This is a genomic window from Alteromonas sp. S167 (assembly GCF_036864375.1).
In the GTDB taxonomy this organism is placed as follows: domain Bacteria; phylum Pseudomonadota; class Gammaproteobacteria; order Enterobacterales; family Alteromonadaceae; genus Alteromonas.
Genome location: NZ_JAZETR010000001.1, coordinates 538,608 through 560,537 on the forward strand (window position 1 = coordinate 538,608; position 21,930 = coordinate 560,537).

22 protein-coding genes are annotated in these 21,930 nt (G+C 43.6%); 16 read left to right on the plus strand and 6 right to left on the minus strand.

All coding sequences use genetic code 11. The features are described 5' to 3' along the window. Window positions 1–29 precede the first annotated feature (29 nt). Window positions 30–446, plus strand: coding sequence for a TerB family tellurite resistance protein (locus tag V7R35_RS02250; protein ID WP_334013035.1), 417 nt, complete (start codon window positions 30–32; stop codon window positions 444–446). 122 nt (window positions 447–568) lie between these two features. Next, the gene (locus V7R35_RS02255; protein ID WP_334013037.1) at window positions 569–1,753 is read left to right on the plus strand and encodes an alpha/beta hydrolase; all 1,185 of its coding nucleotides are present in this window, start codon (window positions 569–571) and stop codon (window positions 1,751–1,753) included. 109 nt (window positions 1,754–1,862) lie between these two features. Here V7R35_RS02255 and V7R35_RS02260 read toward each other — a convergent pair whose 3' ends face one another. The 5 genes from V7R35_RS02260 to V7R35_RS02280 all read right to left on the minus strand — a co-directional run bounded on the left by V7R35_RS02260 (window position 1,863) and on the right by V7R35_RS02280 (window position 9,264). Continuing rightward, window positions 1,863–4,976 (minus strand): efflux RND transporter permease subunit, encoded by a 3,114-nt coding sequence (locus V7R35_RS02260; RefSeq protein ID WP_334013038.1) that lies wholly within the window; start codon window positions 4,974–4,976, stop codon window positions 1,863–1,865. Next, window positions 4,969–6,024 (minus strand): efflux RND transporter periplasmic adaptor subunit, encoded by a 1,056-nt coding sequence (locus tag V7R35_RS02265; protein WP_438823441.1) that lies wholly within the window; start codon window positions 6,022–6,024, stop codon window positions 4,969–4,971. Before V7R35_RS02265 ends, V7R35_RS02260 begins: the two co-directional genes overlap by 8 nt. Before the next feature lie 92 nt (window positions 6,025–6,116). Continuing rightward, window positions 6,117–7,886, minus strand: a complete 1,770-nt coding sequence (locus V7R35_RS02270) for an ABC transporter transmembrane domain-containing protein (protein ID WP_334013263.1) — start codon at window positions 7,884–7,886, stop codon at window positions 6,117–6,119. A 256-nt stretch (window positions 7,887–8,142) separates the two neighbouring features. Beyond that, window positions 8,143–8,628, minus strand: a complete 486-nt coding sequence (locus V7R35_RS02275) for a hypothetical protein (RefSeq protein WP_334013039.1) — start codon at window positions 8,626–8,628, stop codon at window positions 8,143–8,145. A gap of 141 nt (window positions 8,629–8,769) precedes the next feature. After that, the gene (locus V7R35_RS02280; RefSeq protein WP_334013042.1) at window positions 8,770–9,264 is read right to left on the minus strand and encodes a hypothetical protein; all 495 of its coding nucleotides are present in this window, start codon (window positions 9,262–9,264) and stop codon (window positions 8,770–8,772) included. Between the two features lie 372 nt (window positions 9,265–9,636). On the opposite strand from V7R35_RS02280, the gene V7R35_RS02285 reads away from it, so the two are divergent. The 6 genes from V7R35_RS02285 (at window position 9,637) to rplS (ending at window position 14,742) form a co-directional block, all read left to right on the plus strand. Next, window positions 9,637–10,002, plus strand: a complete 366-nt coding sequence (locus V7R35_RS02285; protein ID WP_334013043.1) for a response regulator — start codon at window positions 9,637–9,639, stop codon at window positions 10,000–10,002. A 15-nt stretch (window positions 10,003–10,017) separates the two neighbouring features. Then, window positions 10,018–12,603: an ATP-binding protein gene (locus tag V7R35_RS02290; RefSeq protein ID WP_334013044.1), complete on the plus strand. Its 2,586-nt coding sequence runs from the start codon at window positions 10,018–10,020 to the stop codon at window positions 12,601–12,603. Between the two features lie 202 nt (window positions 12,604–12,805). Then, the gene (gene rpsP / locus V7R35_RS02295; protein ID WP_131095552.1) at window positions 12,806–13,057 is read left to right on the plus strand and encodes a 30S ribosomal protein S16; all 252 of its coding nucleotides are present in this window, start codon (window positions 12,806–12,808) and stop codon (window positions 13,055–13,057) included. 23 nt (window positions 13,058–13,080) lie between these two features. After that, window positions 13,081–13,602 carry a ribosome maturation factor RimM gene (rimM, locus tag V7R35_RS02300; RefSeq protein WP_334013047.1) on the plus strand — a complete coding sequence of 174 codons (522 nt, stop codon included), beginning with the start codon at window positions 13,081–13,083 and terminating at the stop codon, window positions 13,600–13,602. Continuing rightward, window positions 13,603–14,364, plus strand: coding sequence for a tRNA (guanosine(37)-N1)-methyltransferase TrmD (gene trmD, locus V7R35_RS02305; RefSeq protein WP_334013048.1), 762 nt, complete (start codon window positions 13,603–13,605; stop codon window positions 14,362–14,364). 18 nt (window positions 14,365–14,382) lie between these two features. Beyond that, window positions 14,383–14,742: a 50S ribosomal protein L19 gene (gene rplS / locus V7R35_RS02310; protein ID WP_024015986.1), complete on the plus strand. Its 360-nt coding sequence runs from the start codon at window positions 14,383–14,385 to the stop codon at window positions 14,740–14,742. A 77-nt stretch (window positions 14,743–14,819) separates the two neighbouring features. On the opposite strand, the gene V7R35_RS02315 is transcribed toward rplS, so the two are convergent. Continuing rightward, the gene (locus tag V7R35_RS02315) at window positions 14,820–15,704 is read right to left on the minus strand and encodes a hypothetical protein (protein WP_334013049.1); all 885 of its coding nucleotides are present in this window, start codon (window positions 15,702–15,704) and stop codon (window positions 14,820–14,822) included. 264 nt (window positions 15,705–15,968) lie between these two features. On the opposite strand from V7R35_RS02315, the gene V7R35_RS02320 reads away from it, so the two are divergent. The 8 genes from V7R35_RS02320 (at window position 15,969) to V7R35_RS02355 (ending at window position 21,925) form a co-directional block, all read left to right on the plus strand. Then, window positions 15,969–16,130, plus strand: a complete 162-nt coding sequence (locus V7R35_RS02320; protein ID WP_334013051.1) for a hypothetical protein — start codon at window positions 15,969–15,971, stop codon at window positions 16,128–16,130. Next, the gene (locus V7R35_RS02325) at window positions 16,127–16,333 is read left to right on the plus strand and encodes a hypothetical protein (RefSeq protein ID WP_334013052.1); all 207 of its coding nucleotides are present in this window, start codon (window positions 16,127–16,129) and stop codon (window positions 16,331–16,333) included. The genes V7R35_RS02320 and V7R35_RS02325 overlap by 4 nt, the downstream gene beginning before the upstream one ends. Before the next feature lie 262 nt (window positions 16,334–16,595). Further along, the gene (locus V7R35_RS02330) at window positions 16,596–17,684 is read left to right on the plus strand and encodes a 3-deoxy-7-phosphoheptulonate synthase (protein WP_334013053.1); all 1,089 of its coding nucleotides are present in this window, start codon (window positions 16,596–16,598) and stop codon (window positions 17,682–17,684) included. Between the two features lie 71 nt (window positions 17,685–17,755). Beyond that, on the plus strand, window positions 17,756–18,910 hold the full coding sequence (gene tyrA / locus V7R35_RS02335; RefSeq protein ID WP_334013055.1) for a bifunctional chorismate mutase/prephenate dehydrogenase: 1,155 nt from the start codon (window positions 17,756–17,758) through the stop codon (window positions 18,908–18,910). 6 nt (window positions 18,911–18,916) lie between these two features. After that, on the plus strand, window positions 18,917–20,254 hold the full coding sequence (locus V7R35_RS02340) for a pepsin-like aspartic protease (protein ID WP_334013057.1): 1,338 nt from the start codon (window positions 18,917–18,919) through the stop codon (window positions 20,252–20,254). Window positions 20,255–20,313: 59 nt separating this feature from the next. Then, window positions 20,314–21,081, plus strand: coding sequence for an SAM-dependent methyltransferase (locus V7R35_RS02345; RefSeq protein WP_334013059.1), 768 nt, complete (start codon window positions 20,314–20,316; stop codon window positions 21,079–21,081). Continuing rightward, entirely contained in the window at window positions 21,081–21,599 is a 519-nt protein-coding gene (locus V7R35_RS02350; protein ID WP_334013061.1) for a GNAT family N-acetyltransferase, read from the plus strand. The genes V7R35_RS02345 and V7R35_RS02350 overlap by 1 nt, the downstream gene beginning before the upstream one ends. Before the next feature lie 113 nt (window positions 21,600–21,712). Then, entirely contained in the window at window positions 21,713–21,925 is a 213-nt protein-coding gene (locus V7R35_RS02355) for a hypothetical protein (RefSeq protein ID WP_334013063.1), read from the plus strand. Window positions 21,926–21,930 lie beyond the last annotated feature (5 nt).

Genomic DNA, 21,930 nt, shown 5'->3' on the forward strand with positions numbered 1-21,930 from the left:
CCGCGTACGGTACGAAGAGGAAGAATACTATGCAATTATCAGATCAACAGAGCTTCAACCAAGCCCTTATCAAACTGTCTGTTTTACTGTATCAGGTCGATGGAATGGTAACCCTATCAGAACAAGACTATCTTAACGACATGGTCGACTCTCTAGATTGGCAAAGCCCTATCTGTCCCGAAGCATTTCTAAACGACACGATTTATCAAACTCGAAAAGCCATCGATACGGGTGACGCAATTACCTACCTTCGTAGCTTAAAAGACGATTTAGCTTTCAACGCTGAGAAAACCATGGAAGTTGCTATGGCAATAACGGGCGTTGATGGAGAGCGCAGCGAAGAAGAAACAGAGCTACTTTCGCTTCTTACGCATAAATTGCTTGCCAAGGCGTTAGTCTCGGGGGCAGAGAGCGCGGTTGCGGCTACTCAAGAAACACTACAATAGTGCGATGAAACTATAATTGTGAGCTGCCACTATAATCGTAAAGCGTTTCTTAAAAAATAGCCTTGTAGAACTAACCAAATGAACATATTAATTTGAAATTACCTTCATTATTAACAAGGGCTATGCAAGCAGGCATCGCCCTAGCGGGAATGACTTTGCTATCAGCGTGTCACTCTTCTCACAGCGCGCAGTTTACCGCCAGTAATGCCACATTTCCCATTCAAACCGCTCCATTTAGTAAGTACTTGCGTCAGGTGAAGCAATACCTTGAAGCAAATAGAGAATTTATTGGCGATAACAACGCTGCCGAAATTGCAATGAATATGCCTTTTGAGTGTGGGGCAGAAAACAGTGACATAGGCCTACTATTGGTTCATGGTTTAGGTGACTCCCCCTTCTTCTTTCATGATATTGCTAACGCCATGTGTGCGCAGGGTGTTCGTGTGCGAACATTATTGTTAACTGGTCACGGGACAAAGCCTGGGGATATGTTGACAGTAAGCTATGAGCAGTGGCAAAACGAAACAAACTTTCATGTTGAACTGTTTTCCAGAGAAGTGAATACCCTGTTTATAGGCGGCTTTTCAACCGGCGCTAATTTAACTACGCTGGCGGCTTTTGAACGCTCAGACATTGCAGGTCTTGTTCATTTTTCACCAGCGTTTAAGTCGCGTTTTTTTGTATCACGTTTAGCGCCTTACATTGACACGCTGTTTCCATGGCCAAATGTTGAAGAAGAAGACAACCCAACGCGCTATAACTCTACAGCGATGCCGGGGTTCGCTGCTTATCAAGAAAGTGTTAATGCACTGCAGGCAAGATTGAACGACAAGAAAGACGCTAACAGTAAATTACATATTCCTGTTTTAATGGTTGTCGCCGAGGAAGATAGCGTTGTTGATACTAAAACGGTTGCAGAGCAATTCAAAAGCAACTTTACCCACCCCAAAAAATGCTTGATATGGCAGGGGCAAAATGCGCCTGATGTCATGCCCCAGCACCTCATGGTGCAATCTATGAAGCGCCCTGAGCTACAAATTAGCGCAGCGTCACATATGAGCCCTCTGTTCTCAAAAGATAATGCTTTCTATGGTACTCAAAGCGCATTTCGTATTTGTGATAACGGGCAGGGAGCTGAAAAGGAGCGTGTGTGTAAATCGGGCGGTGATGTTTGGTATGGTCCATGGGGATACAAAGAAGACGGGAAAGTACATGCTCGCTTAACGTATAACCCTTATTTTGAACAGCTTGTAACACAGCTAGTTGCGTTTACACACATAGAGAAAACTAATGGGCTATGTCGTTAAACGTTATGCGGTTTAACAAAATTGCTCTGAAATACGAAAAAGCCACTGTAAATCAGTGGCTTTTTATGTTTTTTTGGCTTCAAAACACTAATACGCAACTTAATGCTGGTTACTGCTGTGCTTGCGCCTCTTCCATCTCTCTTTCTAAACGAGCGCTTTCATCGGCGCGAGGTTTAGTAAAGCGAGCTAAGGCAAGATATAGCACAGGCGTAAGGTACAGTGTAAATACAACAGCAATACCCAAACCGCCAAATACCACCCAACCAATTGCATTACGCGCTTCTGCGCCAGCACCGGTAGAAAGAATGAGTGGTAGTCCACCCAAAATGGTTGATACCAAGGTCATCATAATAGGGCGCAAACGCACTTTACCTGCTTCAACAATTGCATCGAATATGTCGTAGCCTTTGTCTCGCAACTGGTCAGCAAACTCAATAAGTAAAATGGCGTTTTTAGCCAGTAAACCAATTAGCATTACTAAACCAATTTGAGAGTAAATATTAATGCTTGTGCCGGTTAGAAACAGTGCATATACAGCGGCGGCTATACCGAAAGGTACGGTTAGCATCACAACCACTGCGCTATTCACGCTCTCAAACTGTGCAGCTAATACCAACAGCACAATAATGAACGCTAATATGTAGGTCATAGCCACTTGCTTTGAGGTCTCTTCAAAGGTTTGTGCTTCCCCCAAGAAGACTAAACCAATACCGTCAGGAAGGGTTTCTTGCGCTAGGTTTCGAATGGTATCAACCAGTTCGCTTAGCGCAGCATCTTCGGGTAGCTCCATCTCAATTTTAATCGCTCGGCGCTGTGCTTGTCGCTCAAGCTCCGCAGCCACGCCTTCTTCGCTAATAAACGCCACGCTAGACAGTGGTACTAAGTTTCCGTTGCTACTTTTTACAAACAGGCTGGTAAGGTCTGATGGGTCAAGCGTACTTCTATTACTGGTTTGCAGCATAATAGGAATTGCTTGGTCGCCCACATTTAAGTCGGCAATATCATCACCGTTTACCGCGGCACGCAATGTACTGGCAATGTCGTTAAGCGGCACGCCAAGTTCTTCGGCACGACGTCTGTCTATATTTACTCGCATCTGCGGCTGTGTTGGGTCGTAGCTTATTCGTGGTCTTCCCAAGTCTGGCAGTGCTTCTTCTATTACCTTTGAAAAATTTTGTGATGCCACAAAAATGTTTTCGTATGTGTCGCCAGTAAGGGCGAGTTCAAGACCACCGCCTTGACCACGAAGATTCAAACTATTGCCGCCAAAAGCGTTGCCTGGTGCACCAGGAATTTGGCGCAGCTGAGGTCGTATTTCGTTCACCACATCTTGCAGAGATTGGTCTCGTTCGTCCCAATGCTTCAAGGGTGCTGTGATAAATACGATGTTTGGATCCCAGCGACCTACAATCGTGTACATAGAATCGATGGTGCCGTTTTCAACATAGGGCAGCAGCAGCTCTTCCATTTTTTCAGCTTGTTTGTCCATGAAGTTCAGCCCAGCGCCGTCTGGACCTCTAGCAAAAATGCGAATGGTGCCGCGATCTTCACTTGGCAGTAATTCGTTGTCGATATTTTTCGACAAAATATAGGCGCCACCGCCTGCCGCAAGGCTTAAAGCACCAACTAGCCAGCCATATTTTAACGCCTTTAATAGTGACGCCTGATACAGCGACAAGCACTTTTTACCAAAGCGACCGAAGGTTTTACTGAACAAGCCATTTTTAGTGTTTTGCTTTACTTTCAGTCGTGCGGTAAGCGCCGGCACTAACGATAGTGCAACAAACGAAGAAATAACCACGGCACCCGCTAATACACCACCAAACTCTCTAAATAGACGGCCTGCAGTTGAGGGCAAAAAGGCAATGGGAATAAACACAGAAGCAAGCACGGCTGTGGTTGCTACCACCGCGAAGAATACTTCTCTTGTTCCGATAACGGCAGCGGCTCGCGCGCCGAGGCCCATAGCTCTGCGCCTTTGTATATTTTCTGAAACCACAATGGCGTCATCAACAATCATGCCTGTAGCAAGAACGAGTGCAAGTAAGGTAAGAATATTTACGGAAAACCCCATGCCCCAAATAATGGCGAGTGCGCCAGCTAACGAGACGGGTATGGATAGAGCAGGGACAATGGTTGCGCGCCAAGAACCAATGAATACCAGCAAGGTTACAATTACCAAGGCAATAGTAAGGCTAAGGCTTACCACAACTTCTTTTACCGAGTCGCGAATAAACTCCGCATCGTCAGACGTTACAACAATGTTCATGTCGGTAAAGCGTTTGTCTAAATCGCGCACCATAGCAAGCACTTCATCAGATATTTCAATGGTGTTCGAACTTGCCTGACGAATAACGCCTACACCAATTACAGGTGTGCCATCAAGGCGAACCATGCTGGTGGTATCGGCTGGACCAAAATACACACTCGCCACATCATTTATACGTATGTCGCCAGCAACTACAATGTTACCCACATCTTCTGCGGTAACTGACGTAGCATCAGCGCGAACAATAAGTGCTTGTTCTGCCGATTGAATGCTGCCCGCGGGCACGTCAAAAGGAGCAAGTGCTAGCGCATTCGCAATATCGCTCATTGATAAGTTAAAGCTGGTTAAACGAAGTGGATCTACCGACACGCGAAGCACGCGCTCTCTATCACCATTAAGAGTAACGTCTGCAACGCCGGGAATACTTAGAAAAAGCGGCGCAACATCGGTATCAACGCGCTCGGTCAACGTTTCCATATCAAGAGTATTACTCGAGATAGCAAGGCTTACAACGGCTTGTGCATCGCTGTCAGCCCTAATAATGGCAACTTGTTCAACGTCTTCAGGCAGCTGTCGCTGAACACGACTTACTGATTCTCGAACTTCGTTGGCGGCATCTTCTAAATTAACGCCTGGGCGAAACTCCACGCGAACCCGTGCAGAATTCTCTTCGCTTTGAGCATAAATGTTTTTCACGCCACTTACGCGGGCTACCGCACCCTCAAGCCGGCCTGTTACTTCGGCGTCTACCGTTTCAGGCGATGCGCCAGGGAATTGTGCTGTTACCGTAACGCGGGGAGTATCAACATCGGGTAGTTCTCTTACCTCTAAACCGCTTAATGCGGCAAGACCTGCAATAGCAATAAGAAGGTTAAGTACAACAATTAGTACTGGGCGACGAATGGATAAAGATGGAAGGTCGTTTGTTGATGTAGAAAGCTGTGGATCACTCACCGGTTGGCCCTCCAGCCAGTTCGGTAGTAATAGCTTGGCCGTTACGTAAACGTTGAACGCCTTCGGCGATTAAGGTGTCACCTTCTTGAATTTCACCCGACACCAATATTGTGCCTCTAAGTCGCTGATGAACATTTACATCAACCCTTTGTGCTTTCCCGTCTTTTGCAAGCCAAATGTATGCACCTGTCGCACCCCAAAGTAGGGCTGCTTCTGGCACTGCAGCATAACGGTCGCCTTCAATACTTAAATTGACTCTAAAACTCATGCCTGGACGAAAGGCATCGTTTGAGTTATCTAGTACAGCGCGCGCGCGCAACGTTCGATCTGCTTCGTTAATTCTAGAATCAACTTGTGCTATCTCAGCACTTACGCGTTTTTCTTTGTCGCTCCATGGTTCAAGGGTAACTTCTGGCGCATTTAGCAGCACGGGCAGGGCGGCCTCGGGAGCTCTGAAGTTAACAAATAATTTGTTACGGTTATCAAGTGTAGTAATCACTGTCTGTTCGTTAATGCGATCGCCCACTTCAACATCGGTAATACCCACAACACCGGTGAAGGGGGCAACAATACGTCTGTCTTCTAGGTCTGATTTAGCATCTTCTAACGCAACTTCAGCAAGGTCACGCTGCGTTCTAGCTAAGTCTAGCTCGCTGACAGGCACTGCGCCGTTTTTGTAACTGTCAGCTAATCGCTCAACCGTGCGCTGAGCATCTGCCAGCGTTAGCTCTGCGCGTTTAAGAGCGGTTTGCTGCCTACGATCGTCTAACTTTAACAACACCTTACCTTTTTCAACGGTTTGGCCTGGTACAAAGTTTATTTCTGTTACTTCATCAGACACAGCAGCATAAAGAACAATTGAGCGAACCGCTTCAGCACTACCTACAGCCTCTACCTTTCTGGTTTCATTCATAAAGGTAATTGGCTTAGTCACTACCAATTTTGCTTGGCGATCACCAAAAAACTGTGCATGTGCGCTAGTTACACTCAAACTTAGTACCACTAGACTTATCCATGTCATGCAGTATGTAGATAAAAACTTCTTCATTGTTAACCTGTGCGATATTTTCATTGTGCTTTATTGGTTGAAAATTAGACTTTTTGCTAACGTTCTTAATACCGTATAGCATCGCATGTGGTTCAGCTGAGCAGTTGCAATTCAGCGTATTCCCTATATAGGGTATCGCTTTTCATTAGTTCGCTATGCTTGCCACTACCTACTATTTCACCGTTATCCATCACGACGATTCGATCTGCGTGTTGAACCGTGGCTAGCCTATGCGCAATCACAATACTAGTTTTACCTACCATCAGTCTGTCTATTGCCTGTTGTACCATTCGTTCACTCATTGCATCGAGTGCGCTGGTGGCTTCGTCAAGTAATAAAATGGGGCGGTCAGCCAGTATTGCTCGAGCAATAGCGATACGTTGCTTTTGACCGCCAGACAGTTTAATGCCGCGCTCACCTAACTGCGTTTGATATCGCTCGTCTAATTTATCAATAAACTCGTGCGCAAATGCCTGTTTTGCTGCATTAATAACATCCTCATCACTCGCTTCTGGTTTGCCATAGCGAATGTTCTCCATTACAGAATTAGCAAACACCACAGGTTCCTGAGTTACCACCGCAATATGTTGGCGAAGGTACGCCAAAGGCATGTTGCTTATGGGCTTTGAATTAAAACTAATTGTACCTTCTTGTGGGTCGTAAAATCGTAACAAGAGTTGGAATAAGGTTGTTTTGCCCGCGCCGCTAGGGCCCACTAACGCAAGGCGCTCTCCCTCCTGAATATCAAAATTTAAATTCTTGAAAAGCGGTTTGTCTTTGGAATAGCCAAACGTAACATCGGAAATTTGAATGCGTGGTGCGCTTGCAAGTTTTGGGTAAGCTTCATCTTTAATATGCTTTTCGGCGCTGCCTGAAGGGGCAATGTTAGAGTGAGGGGAAATAGAAGGAGAAGTAATAGTTGGGCACGTATTCAATAGCTCATAAAGCCTTTCGCTTGCGCCAACGCCGCGTTGCACCTCGCCGATTACTTCGCTTATTGTGGCTACGCTACCGCCAGCCATTACGGCATAGAACAAAAAGGCCGACAGTTCACCCACTGTCATGTTACCCGACAGTACTTGTCTAGCGCCTACCCAAGCAATAAAAATTATGGCGGTCATACTGATACACATAATGCAGCCAATTAATAAAGAGCGATAGTGAATACGTTTTTCGGCAACTTGCATGGCACTTTCAACTTGCTTAGCAAAATGCGTACGTTCACTGTTTTCAGCCGTGTAGGCTTGAACGGTCATTATCTCGTGTAAGCTCTCATCAATTCGTGCACCTAAATCGGCCACTTTGTCTTGGCTTTCCTTGGCAAATTTTCGAACCTGAGGCGCTAGTACTTTAATGGGAACTAAGACAGCCGGTACTGCTACGATCACGCAAAATGTTAATAGCGGGCTAGAGAATGTCATCAACGCTAACGCGCCGACAAAGGTAACAATAGAGCGTAGTGTCATGGATAAGCTCATACCCACCACCGTTTGAATAATGGTGGTGTCGCTGGTAAACCGAGATATCACCTCGCCGGTGCGAAGTTCGGCAAAAAAGGAAGGGGGCAATGATAATAAGTGTGAATATACTTGGTTTCTAATATCTGCGCTTACCCGTTCACCCAACCAGGTCATTAAGTAAAAACGTGCATAGGTAGCTAAACAGGCTAGTACTGTAATAGCCAACACTAGCACCATGGAGTTATTGAGCGTGTCTGCGGCATTCTCCATAAAACCGTTATCAACGGCGTACTTAATACCCTGACCTAGTATAAGCCAAGCAAATGCTGCAACAAACAAAGCGGCTACTGCACCAAGCATTTTCGCTTTGTAATTAAGCAGGTGGCTTAAAATCCATTGCATCACTTGTTTTGTTGACACTGACAATACTTCTTTACCCAAAACGACCTCTTTAATGAAATGGAGTAGCGTATTCAAGCTTACTGAGACAATCTTTATGCAACAGCTGGAACCAGCTTGTGCATATTTACAAAGGGGTAGTATACGAATAAACGGGAAAGAATGATTGAAGTTTACGTTTATGCAAAGAGGATTTGAGGCAAATAGCGCTCCTCAATCTCTATGTCTTGAAGAACGCTATAAAAATCAATTTAAAATATTACACAGTGCCTTCTTGGCACTGTTTCATTCTAAGGTTACCTACAGCGCCAGTTAACCCCATAGTGGTAGATACAGTCTCAGAAACAATCAGGCCGGTGTCTGCTTCTTGAAGCCACAGCGTTACATTGTCATCTTCCCTGTCTTGATTAAGTGTGTAGCGTTTGCCACCTTCTAAATTAACGTCTAAGCGAACTACCGCTTCTCGCACATTTTTAAACAGTAAATTTGAGTTTATTACTCTGGAACGTACATAAAGAATGTGCTCTCCAGCCTCAATATCTAGTATTTCTATCTCATCATTTGGACGATTGTTTTCACACATAAGTTGAACAAACTCTCGCTGTCGGTCCAAGCGCTGAACATAAAAGTCGATGCGGGCTTCATTGGGCTGTATTGTGGCTTGCTCGTCAATAACCTTTTCGACTGAAGTGCAGGCGACAAGCGTGGTGATGGCTATCGTTGCCACAAGTGTTGCTAGCTTCATAAAAACATTCCTTATTTTATTTGCATATGTGTGCAAGCAGCAGGGCTTTACAGCAATGCTAAGCTTGCACGGGGCTCTTCCTTACTATTCGGGCACTCTAAAACAATGGTGCCACTTAAACACCTGAGTTTCTTAGTTTGCTCAAACTGTGCCTTCTTTGCATTGTTGTAGTCGTAAATCTCCAACATATTGGGGGTATTCAACACGTGTGCTTACTACTTCAGAAACGGGAACTCCGGTGTCTGTTTCTTGAAGCCATACTTTCATATTAAGGTTGTCGCGGGTTTGATTTAAAGAGTATCGCTTTCCGCCTTCTAAATTTGCCTCAAGGCGAACTATCGCTTCACGCTCGTTACCGAAAGGCAAGTCTGAGTTTATTACGCTGGCACGCACAAACAGCACATGCTCACCCTCTTCAACATCACGCAAAATTAATGCGCCATTTGGCCTTTTGTTGAAGCACATGAGTTTCACAAACTCACGCTGGTTATCAAATGCCTCTCCGCGATTTGCAAAGAAGTCGATGCGGGCTTCATTGGGCTGTATTGTGGCTTGCTCATTAATAACTTCATCCACTGAAGTACAAGCAACGAGGGGAGTGATAGCGGCAGCTACTAATAATGGTGCTATTTTCATTTGAACATTCCTTATTGTCTAACCTTTAGTCTTCGGCGGTTCGATTGGACGCACTGCTTAAGATTATTTTTCCTACACCCAATATAGACAACAGATATTGCGATGACTAGATAAAGTATATGCTTATTTGACTGGCTAGTAGCGTAAAAAAGTATAAACCTTGTGTACAGGTACATAGCTGAAAATTACTACCACTGTAAAAGTTGATGAGGGTGGCGGTTAGTCACTGTTTGTGAGTTCTTCTCCTTCTTTTATATAGTTTTTTGTGCATGTAATTTATTGATACTAAGATTAAAAAAAATTAATTTAAGACTTTATTTATGTTCGTCCGTAATCTATGTTTGTACAAAAAATAAACATATTGGTTTCGTGATGGACAAACACGTTTTTTACCTTGAAGACAACGATATCAATTTTCAAGTCGCCGAAGCTATGCTTGAGTTGTTAGGCATAAATAAAGTAACGCGATTTAACTCCATTGCCGAAATCAACGACTTTGTCCAGACCAAATCAAGTGAAGCGGCTGACCTTTTGTTGCTCGACATCATGCTGCCCGATGGCAATTCACTTTCAATTTTACCTCAGATGAAAAAACATTTTTCGTGCCCAATTGTTGCTTTTACTGCGAAGTCGCGCCCTCAAGAAATTGAGGCATTGAAAGATGCGGGTTTTATAGACGTTTTTGTGAAGCCGATAGACTTTCCACGTTTTGAAGAGAAGGTTATGACTTTACTTTAGCCAAGGAATGGAAAAATGATTAACAGTAATGTGAATTATGCAAAACAGTTTTATCAGTGTGAACAGGAAAATTTGAGGCAAACGGGGGCATTTCAATATGGAATGCATGTGGTTGTTTTTAAAAACGATAAAATCGTCGGGTTTTCCGATAGTGTTAGTCAAGATATCAAAAGCAAAGCTATTGCTGCATTACACTTGCCTTCCAAGGCTTTTTTACACGAGCGTCATAATGTAATTGAAGATAAGTCGGGCACGCTATGGTTAAAACACACTAACAAAGAATATACATTTTTGGAATGTAGCGACTGCGCTAGCACTGCATCTTCAAATAAGAAAAAGTATTCAAACGAAATTCACAATTTAGACGTGGCCAATGTATGGAAATGTGCTGACCAAATTTGCCAATTTGTTTCAGAAAATATTTCAGCAGAACGCGTTATGGTGTACCAGTTTCACGAAGACTGGTCAGGAGAAGTAATTAGTGAACGCATTGCCGATAATACCGAAAGCTTTTTAGGCTTAAGATACCCCCCAACTGATATCCCGAAAGTCGCCAGAGACTTATATTTACAAGTAAAAACCCGGCACTTGTTCAATGTTGAACCGGCTATTTCGCTTATATGTGAATCGAGTGAAGCAAATGCGAAAGATGTTGACCTTTCTTACTGTTTGTCTCGCAGTATTTCTCCATTTCATATTGAATATTTAAAAAATATGGGCAGTGCAAGCACACTTTCATGCGCCATTGTTACAGAAGGAAAGCTATGGGGACTTCTTTCTCTTCATTTCTCAGACAAACGAGCAGTAGACATCAATGAGTTCGTATATTTTCAGCAGCTCAGTGATGGTGTAAACCAAGCATTTGAAAGGGCTATATACAAGCAGAGTCAAATGCTTAGCGTGCGTAGCCAAAATGCGGTTAGCAGGTTAATGCAGAAACTTGAAGAGGAAGTGGAGCCTTTCCAAACACTTATACTCTCAGATGTTGCTCTTCACAAGATATCAGGAGGGCAAGGTATCTCGTTGTTTATTGGTAATGAAATATCAAGCTTAGGGAATATCCCAAAGCAAGATGAATTGATAAAGATGAGAAACCACCTGACATGTGAGTTTAAAGATGGGACCCATTTCTACGAGCAGTCGCCCTTTTCATTTCCTTTGTCAAACAACGTTGCGGGAATGGCTATTCATATCCTAAGTAAATACCCTTTTTGTGCCATAGTCATATACAGAAAAGGGTTAAACCAGACTGTTACTTGGGGAGGAGACCCTCGTCATTATGGTCAGCAAGATGAGGGGGTACTGCGTTACACTCCACGAAAAAGTTTTGAAAAATGGGTAGAAAATGTAGAGGGACGGTCAGCGCCATGGAGTGAGCAACACAAGAATGCTATCGAGAGTGCTTTTAAGAGTGTACGGGCATTCTTAGAAGTTGATAACTCTGAATTAGCCATTTTATTGCGAAGCGGAATGCGACGAGCGCTCAAGAAGAAAGAGAGTTTGCGTTCTGTGGCAACAGATGTAATAGACAGCATAACATCTGGTATAGCGATTGGTATTGAGCAGGGCACCACTGCTACCAACTCCGTTGTGGCTATAAATAACGTCACTGCGGAGTCTTTTAATATAAGTCACTCTGATTTTCTTGGTGCTTCTTTTGAAGACTTCTCCAATTCTATTGGGTTAGATTGGGACAAAGCGGCGGATACCGAAAATCCTATTGTCATTAATACGGTAACAAACGGCATAAGAGACGTTACGGTACGCCATGGCCTATTGTTTGAGTACTTCGAAATTACACAGCCCAAAGAGAGCTTAATGCGGCTTGTTATCTATGAATTTATCGATATCACAGAGGCAACTCGTATTAGGAACTCGCTTATTGCTGCGCGCGAAAAGGCTATCACAGAAAACAATCTCCGAAATGAGATGATGGCGAAGCTATTTCACGAGTTAAAAACACCACTGCATGGCTTGTTAGGTTTATCTGATATTCTTCGCAAACGATATGAAATAAGTAATGATATAAAAAGCAAAGCGTTGATGGACTCGCTTCACCAATCTGCATCATTAATGCGGGATGTGGTTGAGTATTCACTGAATAGTTCGTCTTTGGTGGATACCGTGGACGAGCGTAACTTTAGGAATATTTCAGTTAATAAACTCATAATTGAAGTGGTGACTTTATTGCAGCCATTAGCGGACAAAAAGCAGGTAACACTAGAGCTTGCATTGGCTAACGACATCATAGTGCACGTAGAGCCACGGGGTATTCGCCAAGTAATCATTAATCTTATAGAAAACGCCATTAAATATAATATCGATAAAGGGTCGGTAACGATAAGAACTGTTGAGTCAGATTACGGACGAATGTCTGTCATTGTTGAAGATACGGGTAAAGGAATGACTGCTGAGCAAATTAATAAGTGTACTCAGCCCTATCAGCGCTTTTCTAACTTAGAGGGCTCTGGGCTTGGCTTGTCAATTGCAGAGGCACTAATGAGGAATATGGGTGGGCAATTTGAAATATCGTCCAAAGTAGGCGTGGGAACCAAAATCACCGTATCAATGGAGATGCAAAGCGACATCGCTGCGGCCTAACAGTTTAATTTCGAATATCATCTTAATGCATGTTGTATTTCAGCGGTATTCAACATGCTTACCTTCAGCTATTTACTCATATAAAACTTGCAATTAACCGGTGTATCCGTATAATTCGGCGGCCTTCTAATTGGTGTCTAATTTTTAGTCGTCAAACGAAGGCTTAAGTTAACGGTAACGCTACAACGAGTTTGAGGCATTTATGGTTACTATTCGTTTACAGCGTGGTGGCGCGAAAAAGCGTCCATTTTATCAACTAGTGGTGGCTGATAGCCGTCGTGCGAGAAACGGTCGTTTCATTGAAAACATCGGTTTCTTCAACCCAACTGCACAAGGTCAAGCGGAACGTCTTCGCATCGACCTAGAGCGTGTTGAATACTGGGTTGGCGTAGGCGCGAGCTTATCAGATCGCGTTTCTAGCTTGGTAAAAGAAGCTAAAAAATCTGCAGCGTAAGCTGTTATTAACTGGTGGTATAGATGAGTCTAGCGTCTGACAAAGTGATTGTTGGCAAAATTGGCGCACCGTACGGTGTTAAAGGTTGGGTCAAAATCAACAGCTATACAGAAACACCAGAAGGCATTTTTGAGTATGCGCCATGGTTTATTGGCGAAGAAAAAGAATACCAAATTGACCAGTGGCGACCGCACGGTAAAAGCCTAGTTGCAAAAATTGTGGGCGTTGATAGCCGAGATGATGCAGAACGCATCAAAAACTTGGATATCAACATAAATGCTTCACAGCTGCCTGATTTAGGTGATGAAGGTGTTTATTGGCGTGAGCTCACCGGCATGAAAGTGGTAACAACGCAAGGTTACGACTTAGGTGTGGTGAAAGAAGTGTTTAATACAGGTGCTAACGACGTGATTCACGTTAAAGCGAATGTAGGTGACGCTTTTGGTCAAAAAGAAAGACTTATACCTTTTGTGTTCGACGATGTCGTACAAGAGGTAAATAAGGAAGCGAAGGTCATTGAAGTTGACTGGGACCCGGGGTTTTAAGTGACACCGGAAAAGTGGTTTGGTGTTGTTAGCCTGTTTCCAGATATGTTCGGCCCATTCACCCAACAAGGTGTAATCGGCAGGGCAGTTAAGTCAGGAACAGTAACGGTCGATACATTCAACCCCCGCGACTTTACTCATGATCGCCATCGTACAGTAGACGACCGCCCCTACGGAGGCGGACCCGGTATGCTGATGATGGTAAAACCGCTTACCGACGCAATACAAGCCGCCAAGAAAGTAGGTGGCGAAAAAAGTAAGGTGATCTACTTATCACCACAAGGGAAACCCCTTGACCAAGCAGGCGTACAACGCCTTGCTAACATTGACCGCACAATTTTAATTTGTGGTCGATATGAAGGCATCGACGAGCGAGTAATCGAAAGCCATGTAGATGAAGAAGTCTCTATTGGTGATTACGTGTTAAGCGGCGGAGAACTTCCAGCAATGGTTCTTATGGACGCAGTTGCTAGACTAGTTCCCGGTGTGTTGGGGCATAAAGCTTCAGCGGTTGAAGATTCCTTCACTGACGGTCTTTTGGATTGTCCGCACTATACGCGGCCCGAAATACTTGATGGTCAAAAGGTACCTGATGTGTTGTTAAGTGGGGACCATGAAAAAATTAGGCAGTGGCGATTGATGCAATCATTAGGTAGAACCTGGCAGCGTCGCCCTGAATTGTTAAATCACCTAGCTCTGACTGAGGAGCAGCAGCGTTTGCTTGAATTATTCCAAGCGCAACTGCAGCAAGATGACAGTTAACTAGGACGAGAGGATATGATGAGCAAAGTCAGTCAAGATATCATCAAAAAAATCGAAGAAGCACAGCTAAAAACTGATGTTCCTGCGTTTGGTCCAGGTGACACAGTAGTTGTTAAAGTTCGCGTTACCGAAGGTGACAAAGAGCGTCTTCAGGCTTATGAAGGTGTTGTTATCGCTAAACGTAACCGTGGTCTGCACTCGTCTTTTACCGTGCGTAAAATTTCTAGCGGCGAAGGCGTTGAGCGTGTGTTCCAAACACACAGCCCGGCAGTTTCTTCAATTGAAGTTAAACGTCGCGGTGCGGTTCGTCGTGCTAAGCTTTACTATCTACGTGAGCGTTCAGGTAAGTCTGCACGTATCAAAGAGAAGCTTAACTAAGATTACTAATCCTTGCGTTATTGTTAACTTCGAAAAAGCCCGCTTTAAGCGGGCTTTTTTGTGTCTGCGTTTTTTGCCTAGTACAGTTCTAATATGTACTTTGTCATATCGTTCATTGGAGTTGGATGTTTAAGCGGTATGTAGTCGCCAAGGTCAGGAAGTTTCTGAACCCGTTTGATTAAGCGCTTTGCCAAAGCACACTGTTCTAAGAGCTCTTTAGAAATTGTAACTAACTGCCTACTTATCCCTATTTTTGGGTGATTAAACGACCAGCTAATTTCATCACCTATTTGGTACAGGTCATGTTTCATTATCATTGGTACAGTTGGAAGTGCAGGGTATAGCCTTTGAGTTATACCTTGTAACCCTGTTGAGTCATCAAAGATTAGATATTTTATACCTAACTTTTTTGCACAGATTATACGATTAGCTGAATCAATATGATCGTCGAAATAAGCTAGTGTATTTTGTGGTACTCCGTCTATTTTTAACTCAGAGAAGTCTTTATCACCTACAAGTTCAAATTTACTGTTGTTTGAAATAGAAAGCTTCAGTTTTGACAGGTCAGGGTCTATGGCGATTACTTTTTTAAGAGCAATGTTGTCTAAAAAAGCATGTAAAGAGCTACCTATGAAAACACCAGATTCTATATAACAACTTGGATTTAAAACTTGGCTTAAACACCAAAAGTTCAAATGGTCCTTTTCTCGAACACCACCTTGCTCGAACAAACCAATCTCTTTTGCTTCTAGATAGTGGCGTTTATATTTTGAATCCAGTTGATGAAAGTCGAATGTATCTATATCAACGTCTAAAAATGCTGTGTAAAAATTAAGTGCTTCCTTGATTGCTCCACAGATTAAACGGTTTAAAAGCTCATCATTTATAACAGTTTCTCGAGCATAGTTTTCAGCCACTCTTGAAATCCAAGGGCTGTTTTCCATGAGGAATTGTTTTTTCATCAGTTAGGTACGTTTTATTTGTTATGAATTGACTATCGGCAAAAAAAGTAATTGCTTGACCAATTTACCTCATTTCAATACTTAAAATGAAAAGAATACTTGAAACAAAATTCAACATCGACACGGTGCAATACCGCCAGCTGGTCAGTTATTCATATCGACAAATTTTAGTAACTTGTCATTACTCTCAGGATTGGTTGAGAGTAATTGCACAGGGCTTCAACGATGTAGTTGAAGATAATCTTTTTACTAATGGATATAGTTATGGATTTAATTGAATTAACACAAGATGAGTTGGATGAAGTTAATGATGCTTTCCTACATGGAGCTGCATTTGGTGCTAGTGCTTACCTTCTCGGCTCGGCTTTTAATGGCGATTTCTCATGGGGAGGGCTTGCTTTCCTTTTGAAGGAACTATATCAATGAAAAAGTTGTATTTAGCGTTTACCTTCACTCAACTTGGTTTAACCACACTGATGTTTATTGTGTGGTGGCTTGTTGGTGGCATTGAAAACGCTAGAGAGATGCTATTTGTGCTCTCTGTTTTAGCGAGCGCTATGGCTGGCAATGTTCTGATGGCTGACGCTTATGAAAAAGGCTTTCAAGCACGGCATACGACAGAAAAATAAAAACGAACTTGAATAAACCTCACTTCTGGTTAAATTTTGCTCTTCTTTCTTTGTTTATTGCCAATACGTCATGCTTCATCGCTTCGAATCTATTCTAGATTAAAGTATTATGTGTTTATGCTTGCGTTGTCATTCGTGAGTTGTTAAAAAGTCAATGACGTTAAAGAAACATAGAAAAAGCTGGTTGTACAATAAAGTTTACATGCAGATTGCAAACTCTTTTAACGTTTTCTTCTTCAATTTTTAAGTTAAGAGAGCCCTCATGATCAAGGACACTGTCAATAACGTTCACGTCAGTACAGAAGACGTACTCATCACGCCGGAAGCGTTGAGCGCTGAACTTCCCGTATCAGACAAAGCGCTAGAAGCTATTTCAGCGTCGCGCAAAATTGTGTCTGATATTATTCATCGCCGCGACCATCGCATGCTAGTAGTGTGCGGCCCATGTTCAATTCACGATGTTGAAGCTGCAAAAGAATACGCGCTTAAACTTAAAGAACTCCACGAATCTTGCAAAGACACGCTATTTATCGTGATGCGTGTTTACTTCGAAAAGCCACGCACAACCACAGGTTGGAAAGGCCTAATTAACGACCCTCATATCGACGGAAGCTTCGACATTGAAGCAGGGCTTAGAAAAGCTCGCGAGCTACTAATCTGGCTTGCAGAATTAGAATTACCGGTGGCGACTGAAGCGCTAGACCCTATTAGCCCGCAGTATCTTGCTGAACTGTTCAGCTGGGCTGCAATTGGTGCACGTACTTCTGAATCACAAACACACCGTGAAATGGCAAGTGGCCTGTCTATGCCGGTTGGGTTTAAAAACGGTACCGACGGAAGTTTAGATATTGCTATCAATGCACTTAAATCTGCGGCTTCAAGCCACCGATTTATGGGTATTAACAAGCAAGGACAAGTAAGCATTATCGGTACAAGCGGTAACCCTGATGGGCACATTATCCTGCGTGGTGGAAAGCAGCCAAATTACGATTCAGTATGTGTATCTGAATGTGAAATTGAGCTAGAGCAGGCGGGCTTAACCGCTGGATTGGTGGTAGATTGCAGTCATGCTAACTCGTCAAAAGACTATCGCCGTCAGCCATTGGTTGCGCAAAATGTGGTAAACCAAATTTTAGAAGGTAATCAATCAATTATTGGCCTAATGCTGGAAAGTCATCTGAAGCCTGGCAATCAGAAGTCTGATGGTAAAAAGCCGGAAGAACTAGAATACGGCGTGTCTATTACCGACGGTTGTATTGACTGGGAAACAACAGAAAATTTGATTGCTCAAACCAGAGATAAGTTAATAACTGTGTTACCCTTACGTCAAAACAAACGCACGGTGGCATAGTTAACGGTATAGCTAAATATCGCTAATTAACTAAAACGCCCCGAGTCATTTGATTCAAGGAACAAGAGAAAATGACCGATTCTTCGCAGCATTTAAAAGAATTAGAAAAGCTGCGTAAAGGTATCGACGAGCTGGACAGCCAGCTTGTCGATTTACTCGCTAAACGCAACCAAATCACCACGCAAGTAGGCCAGATAAAAGCTGAAGCTGGTATGCCAGTTTATGTCCCCGAGCGCGAAAAAGCGTTAATTGCTTCAAGACGCCAACAGGCTGATGCCCTTGGCGTGTCTCCCGATCTTACCGAAGATTTACTTCGCAGGGTAATGCGCGAGTCGTATCACACCCAAAATAACAAGTACCGCTGTGTTAAACCGGAAATTGACAATGTTGTTGTAATTGGTGGTGCAGGTGCGTTAGGACGCGTTTTTGTCAGCTTGTTTGAACGTAGTAACTACAACGTGTCTGTGGTTGAACGAGACGATTGGGAAAACGGGTACGCAGAGTCAGTGCTTCAAACAGCGTCACTGGTAATTGTATCTGTGCCAATTAATTTAACCGAATCGGTTATAGCCAAACTTACCATGTTGCCCGAAAACTGTGTGTTAGCGGATATCACCAGTATTAAGGCCAAGCCACTTGAAGCGATGCTTGCGGTTCATAATGGGCCCGTAGTAGGGCTGCACCCTATGTTTGGCCCCGATGCTCCGGGCATGATTAAGCAAGTTGTGGTGGTGTGCGAAGGCCGAGGCAGTGAAAAATACGCATGGCTTATCGAGCAGATGCGTATATGGGGAGCAACCATTCACGACTCGTCGGCAAAAGAACATGACGAAGCTATGGCCTACATTCAGGTTATGCGACACTTCAACACCTTCGTTTATGGTCAGCACCTAAAAGGCGAAAACCCAGATTTAGAATCGCTAACCATGTTCAGTTCGCCTATCTATCGCCTAGAGCTTGCAATGGTAGGGCGTTTGTTCGCACAGTCTCCGCAGCTTTATGCAGATATTATCTTCAATAACCCTGATAATTTTGCCTTACTACGACGTTTTTATGAGCGCTTCGGCCTAGCGCTGTCGTTACTTGAAAGTGGCGATAAAAAGGGATTTGTTGAACAGTTTATGAAAGTGGGCGGCTGGTTTGGCGATTACGCGAAAAAGTGCCTTGTAGACAGCAAACAACTGCTTTTAAAAGCCGACGACGGCCAGCTACTGCGAGATAAATAGTTACCGATGGCGCATTCAATTAGGCTGGCGTTAACCAATACGCTAGCTGATGGCGGCTACTGTGTAAGAGCACACGTTGGCACTCATCAGCACGCCGTTCACCTCATTTTAGATACTGGTAGTTCAACGCTTGCGGTTAATCACACCTGTTATCGCCTTGAAAGCGACAATCATGCTGATTTCACCTATTACACCCAATCTATTAATTACGGCGTAGGTAGCTGGCACGGACCGGTAATTAAAACCCAGGTTAGTCTTGGCATGTTTGGTCATGGCGTTACGCTGCCTGACGCCTACACAGCTATTGCAGACACAGGGAAGTTCGAGTGTTTTAAGCATGCTGATGGCATTTTAGGACTGGCATACCGCCCCTTAAATCACGCGCATTATTTATTTGAAGCGGCCGAGACACAAACACCCAAGAAAGACGTTTATCAATACATTATGTCGGGCGCAAACGACAGCCCTGCATATAAGCAAATGAAGGCGGTTACGTTACCCAGTTATTTTACGTCACTTGAAGAGCAGGGCGTGGTTTCGGATAAGTTTGCGTTTTGGCTGCACCGCTCAAGCATTTATTACGATAATGGAAGCTGTAGAACAAAAGCGTTAGCCCACTGGCAAAATCACGGGCTTTTTGTAATGGGCGAGCCTGTGATGCACCGCGATCTATATCGTGAACCAATGCTGTCAGCGAAAGTATTGCATGATAAGTTTTACAACGTAAACTTGCTGTCAGTTAAAGTGGGCGAAACAGACCTTCACAGTGCCCCTGTGCTTGCTGAAAAAGACGTTACTCGCTGGTGTTCCAACGCTATTGTCGATACTGGGGCGACGGTAATAGGATTGCCCGTTTCTTTGTACGACAAAGTGGTTGAAAGCCTTGAAAAATATATTAGTGATTTATCATCAATCCTTGAGCCCTTTAGCGCTTTTTCAAGTCAAGAAAAGGGCATTCCACTAGCATCATTAACACTATCAGACTGGCCGAAAATTGAGTTTTTTCTTGAAGGTGAAAATGGAGAAGATGTGGTGTTAACCTTACCTCCCGAGGCTTATTGGCAAATAAACGCTCCCGAGTTCAATAGCGCTTCCTTTAAAATCTTTCCTTTAAAGCATTGGCCGAATCAAAGCATTCTAGGGCTACCGTTAATATCGCAGTACTACACAATTTTCGACAGAAGCAAAGGAAATGTTGGCGATAGACGTAGTGATAAGAAAGAGAGCCATGAGATCGAGAATGATAAAAAGGCGAACGGAGTGATAACGTTTGCTGAAAAGGTAACGCTTGCCAGCACGATAGAAACAGTTAAAAGTGCTTTTTCGCATCACTCAAATAAGTAACTCATGCAGTAACAAGGTGCTTGAAAAAACAGACAAGTGCTAAGTAAAAGGAAGATTAAATGGAACAGCCTTCACAAGTAGGCAGTTTAGTGTGCGTAGGCACAGGAATGATGGTTGGTGCGCATATGGCGCCACTATGCCAAAGCCATATAGAACAAGCTGATATCGTATTTGTTTGTGTGGCAGAGCATTACATGGAAGCTTGGATCATGTCGCTGAACGCGAACGCCGTAAATTTGCAGCCCTTATATAACGAGGGTAAGGATAGGCGGCATACCTATCAGCAAATGTGCGATGCTATGCTTGAGCAAGTAAAGCAGGGTAAAAAAGTGGTAGGGGCGTTTTACGGGCACCCCGGCGTGTTTGCAAAAGTGCCGCACCAAGCCATTATTGAAGCACGAGAATTAGGCTTTGAAGCCTACATGTTGCCAGGTATCTCAGCTGAAGCTTGCCTTTATGCAGACTTAAATATCGATCCCGGTCAGTTCGGTTGTCAGCACTATGAAGCGAATCAGTTTTTACGCTATAAACGGGTAATCGACACGTCGGGGTATCTTGTGCTTTGGCAAGTGGGGGTTGCCGGTGATTTTTCTACAGCCGTTTTCACATCCACGAAAAAACAGCGCAGTCGCCTTACTGATAAACTTTTACAGCATTACGATGCTGACCATACAGTTATTATTTATGAAGCAGCAACGCTGCCTATCGAATCGTTCAGAGCTTCAAAGGTAACACTGGCTGCCTTGCACGAACAAGAAATACACCAACACTCAACGCTGGTTGTGCCGCCACAAACGCCTTTAGTTATTGACGAGTATTATCAATAATGAAGGGCACGCTGTCGTTTTCTACACCGCGATTTAACAATACATTACTTGATAGTAATCATGCATTTGAGACAGCAGCACTTTATCAAGACAGTAAAGTTATGCGCCTTATTGGTGACCCGCTATCAGAAGTGCAAAGCAGAGCGGTAGTAACGCAGTTTTTAAAAAATAACCAGAAACCTTGGCCAGTACAAAAGGTATGGGCAATTACCTCTGTAGACTCTAATACGTTTTGCGGTATTCAAATGTTGCGTAAAGAGGCAGGTAGAAATGAGGCTGAGATAGGTATAATCTTGCGACGAGAAGCTAACGGGCGGGGCGTAGCTGTCGAAGCTATGGGAGCATTAGCACATTTTGGTCTTGGCACTTTGGGATTGACAGCCATAACAGCAACCTTCGATAAAAAACACCTCGCAACGAAAAGGCTAGTAACCACATTGGGGTTTGAAGAAAGCACTTTTGTTGAGCCAAAAGAAGCTGATAGGCGTTTTTTTTACTACCACTTAAAAGATCATTGAGGGGTTGAATAGGCCGATAAAAGTTATTGATAAGTAATTAACATCTCTGTAATTACCTGATAGTCTAAAACCTCATCTTAAAAACTTATATCCTAATAAGAAGAATCATAGTTATGAAAGCGCTAAAAGAACTCCTCGCTATCGCTCAAGACGCGTCGAAGCAACGCAATACAGACGTTATTGCTCAATTCAAGGCTGACCACGCTGATGAGCTTCATCAAGAAAAAGAAAAGATGTGGTGTTTATTAATGCCTGAAGATGAAAATGGCGAGCAGCCAGATGAAACGCCTGAAGACGACAAAGATAATCAGGTAACTGTACATTAATAACA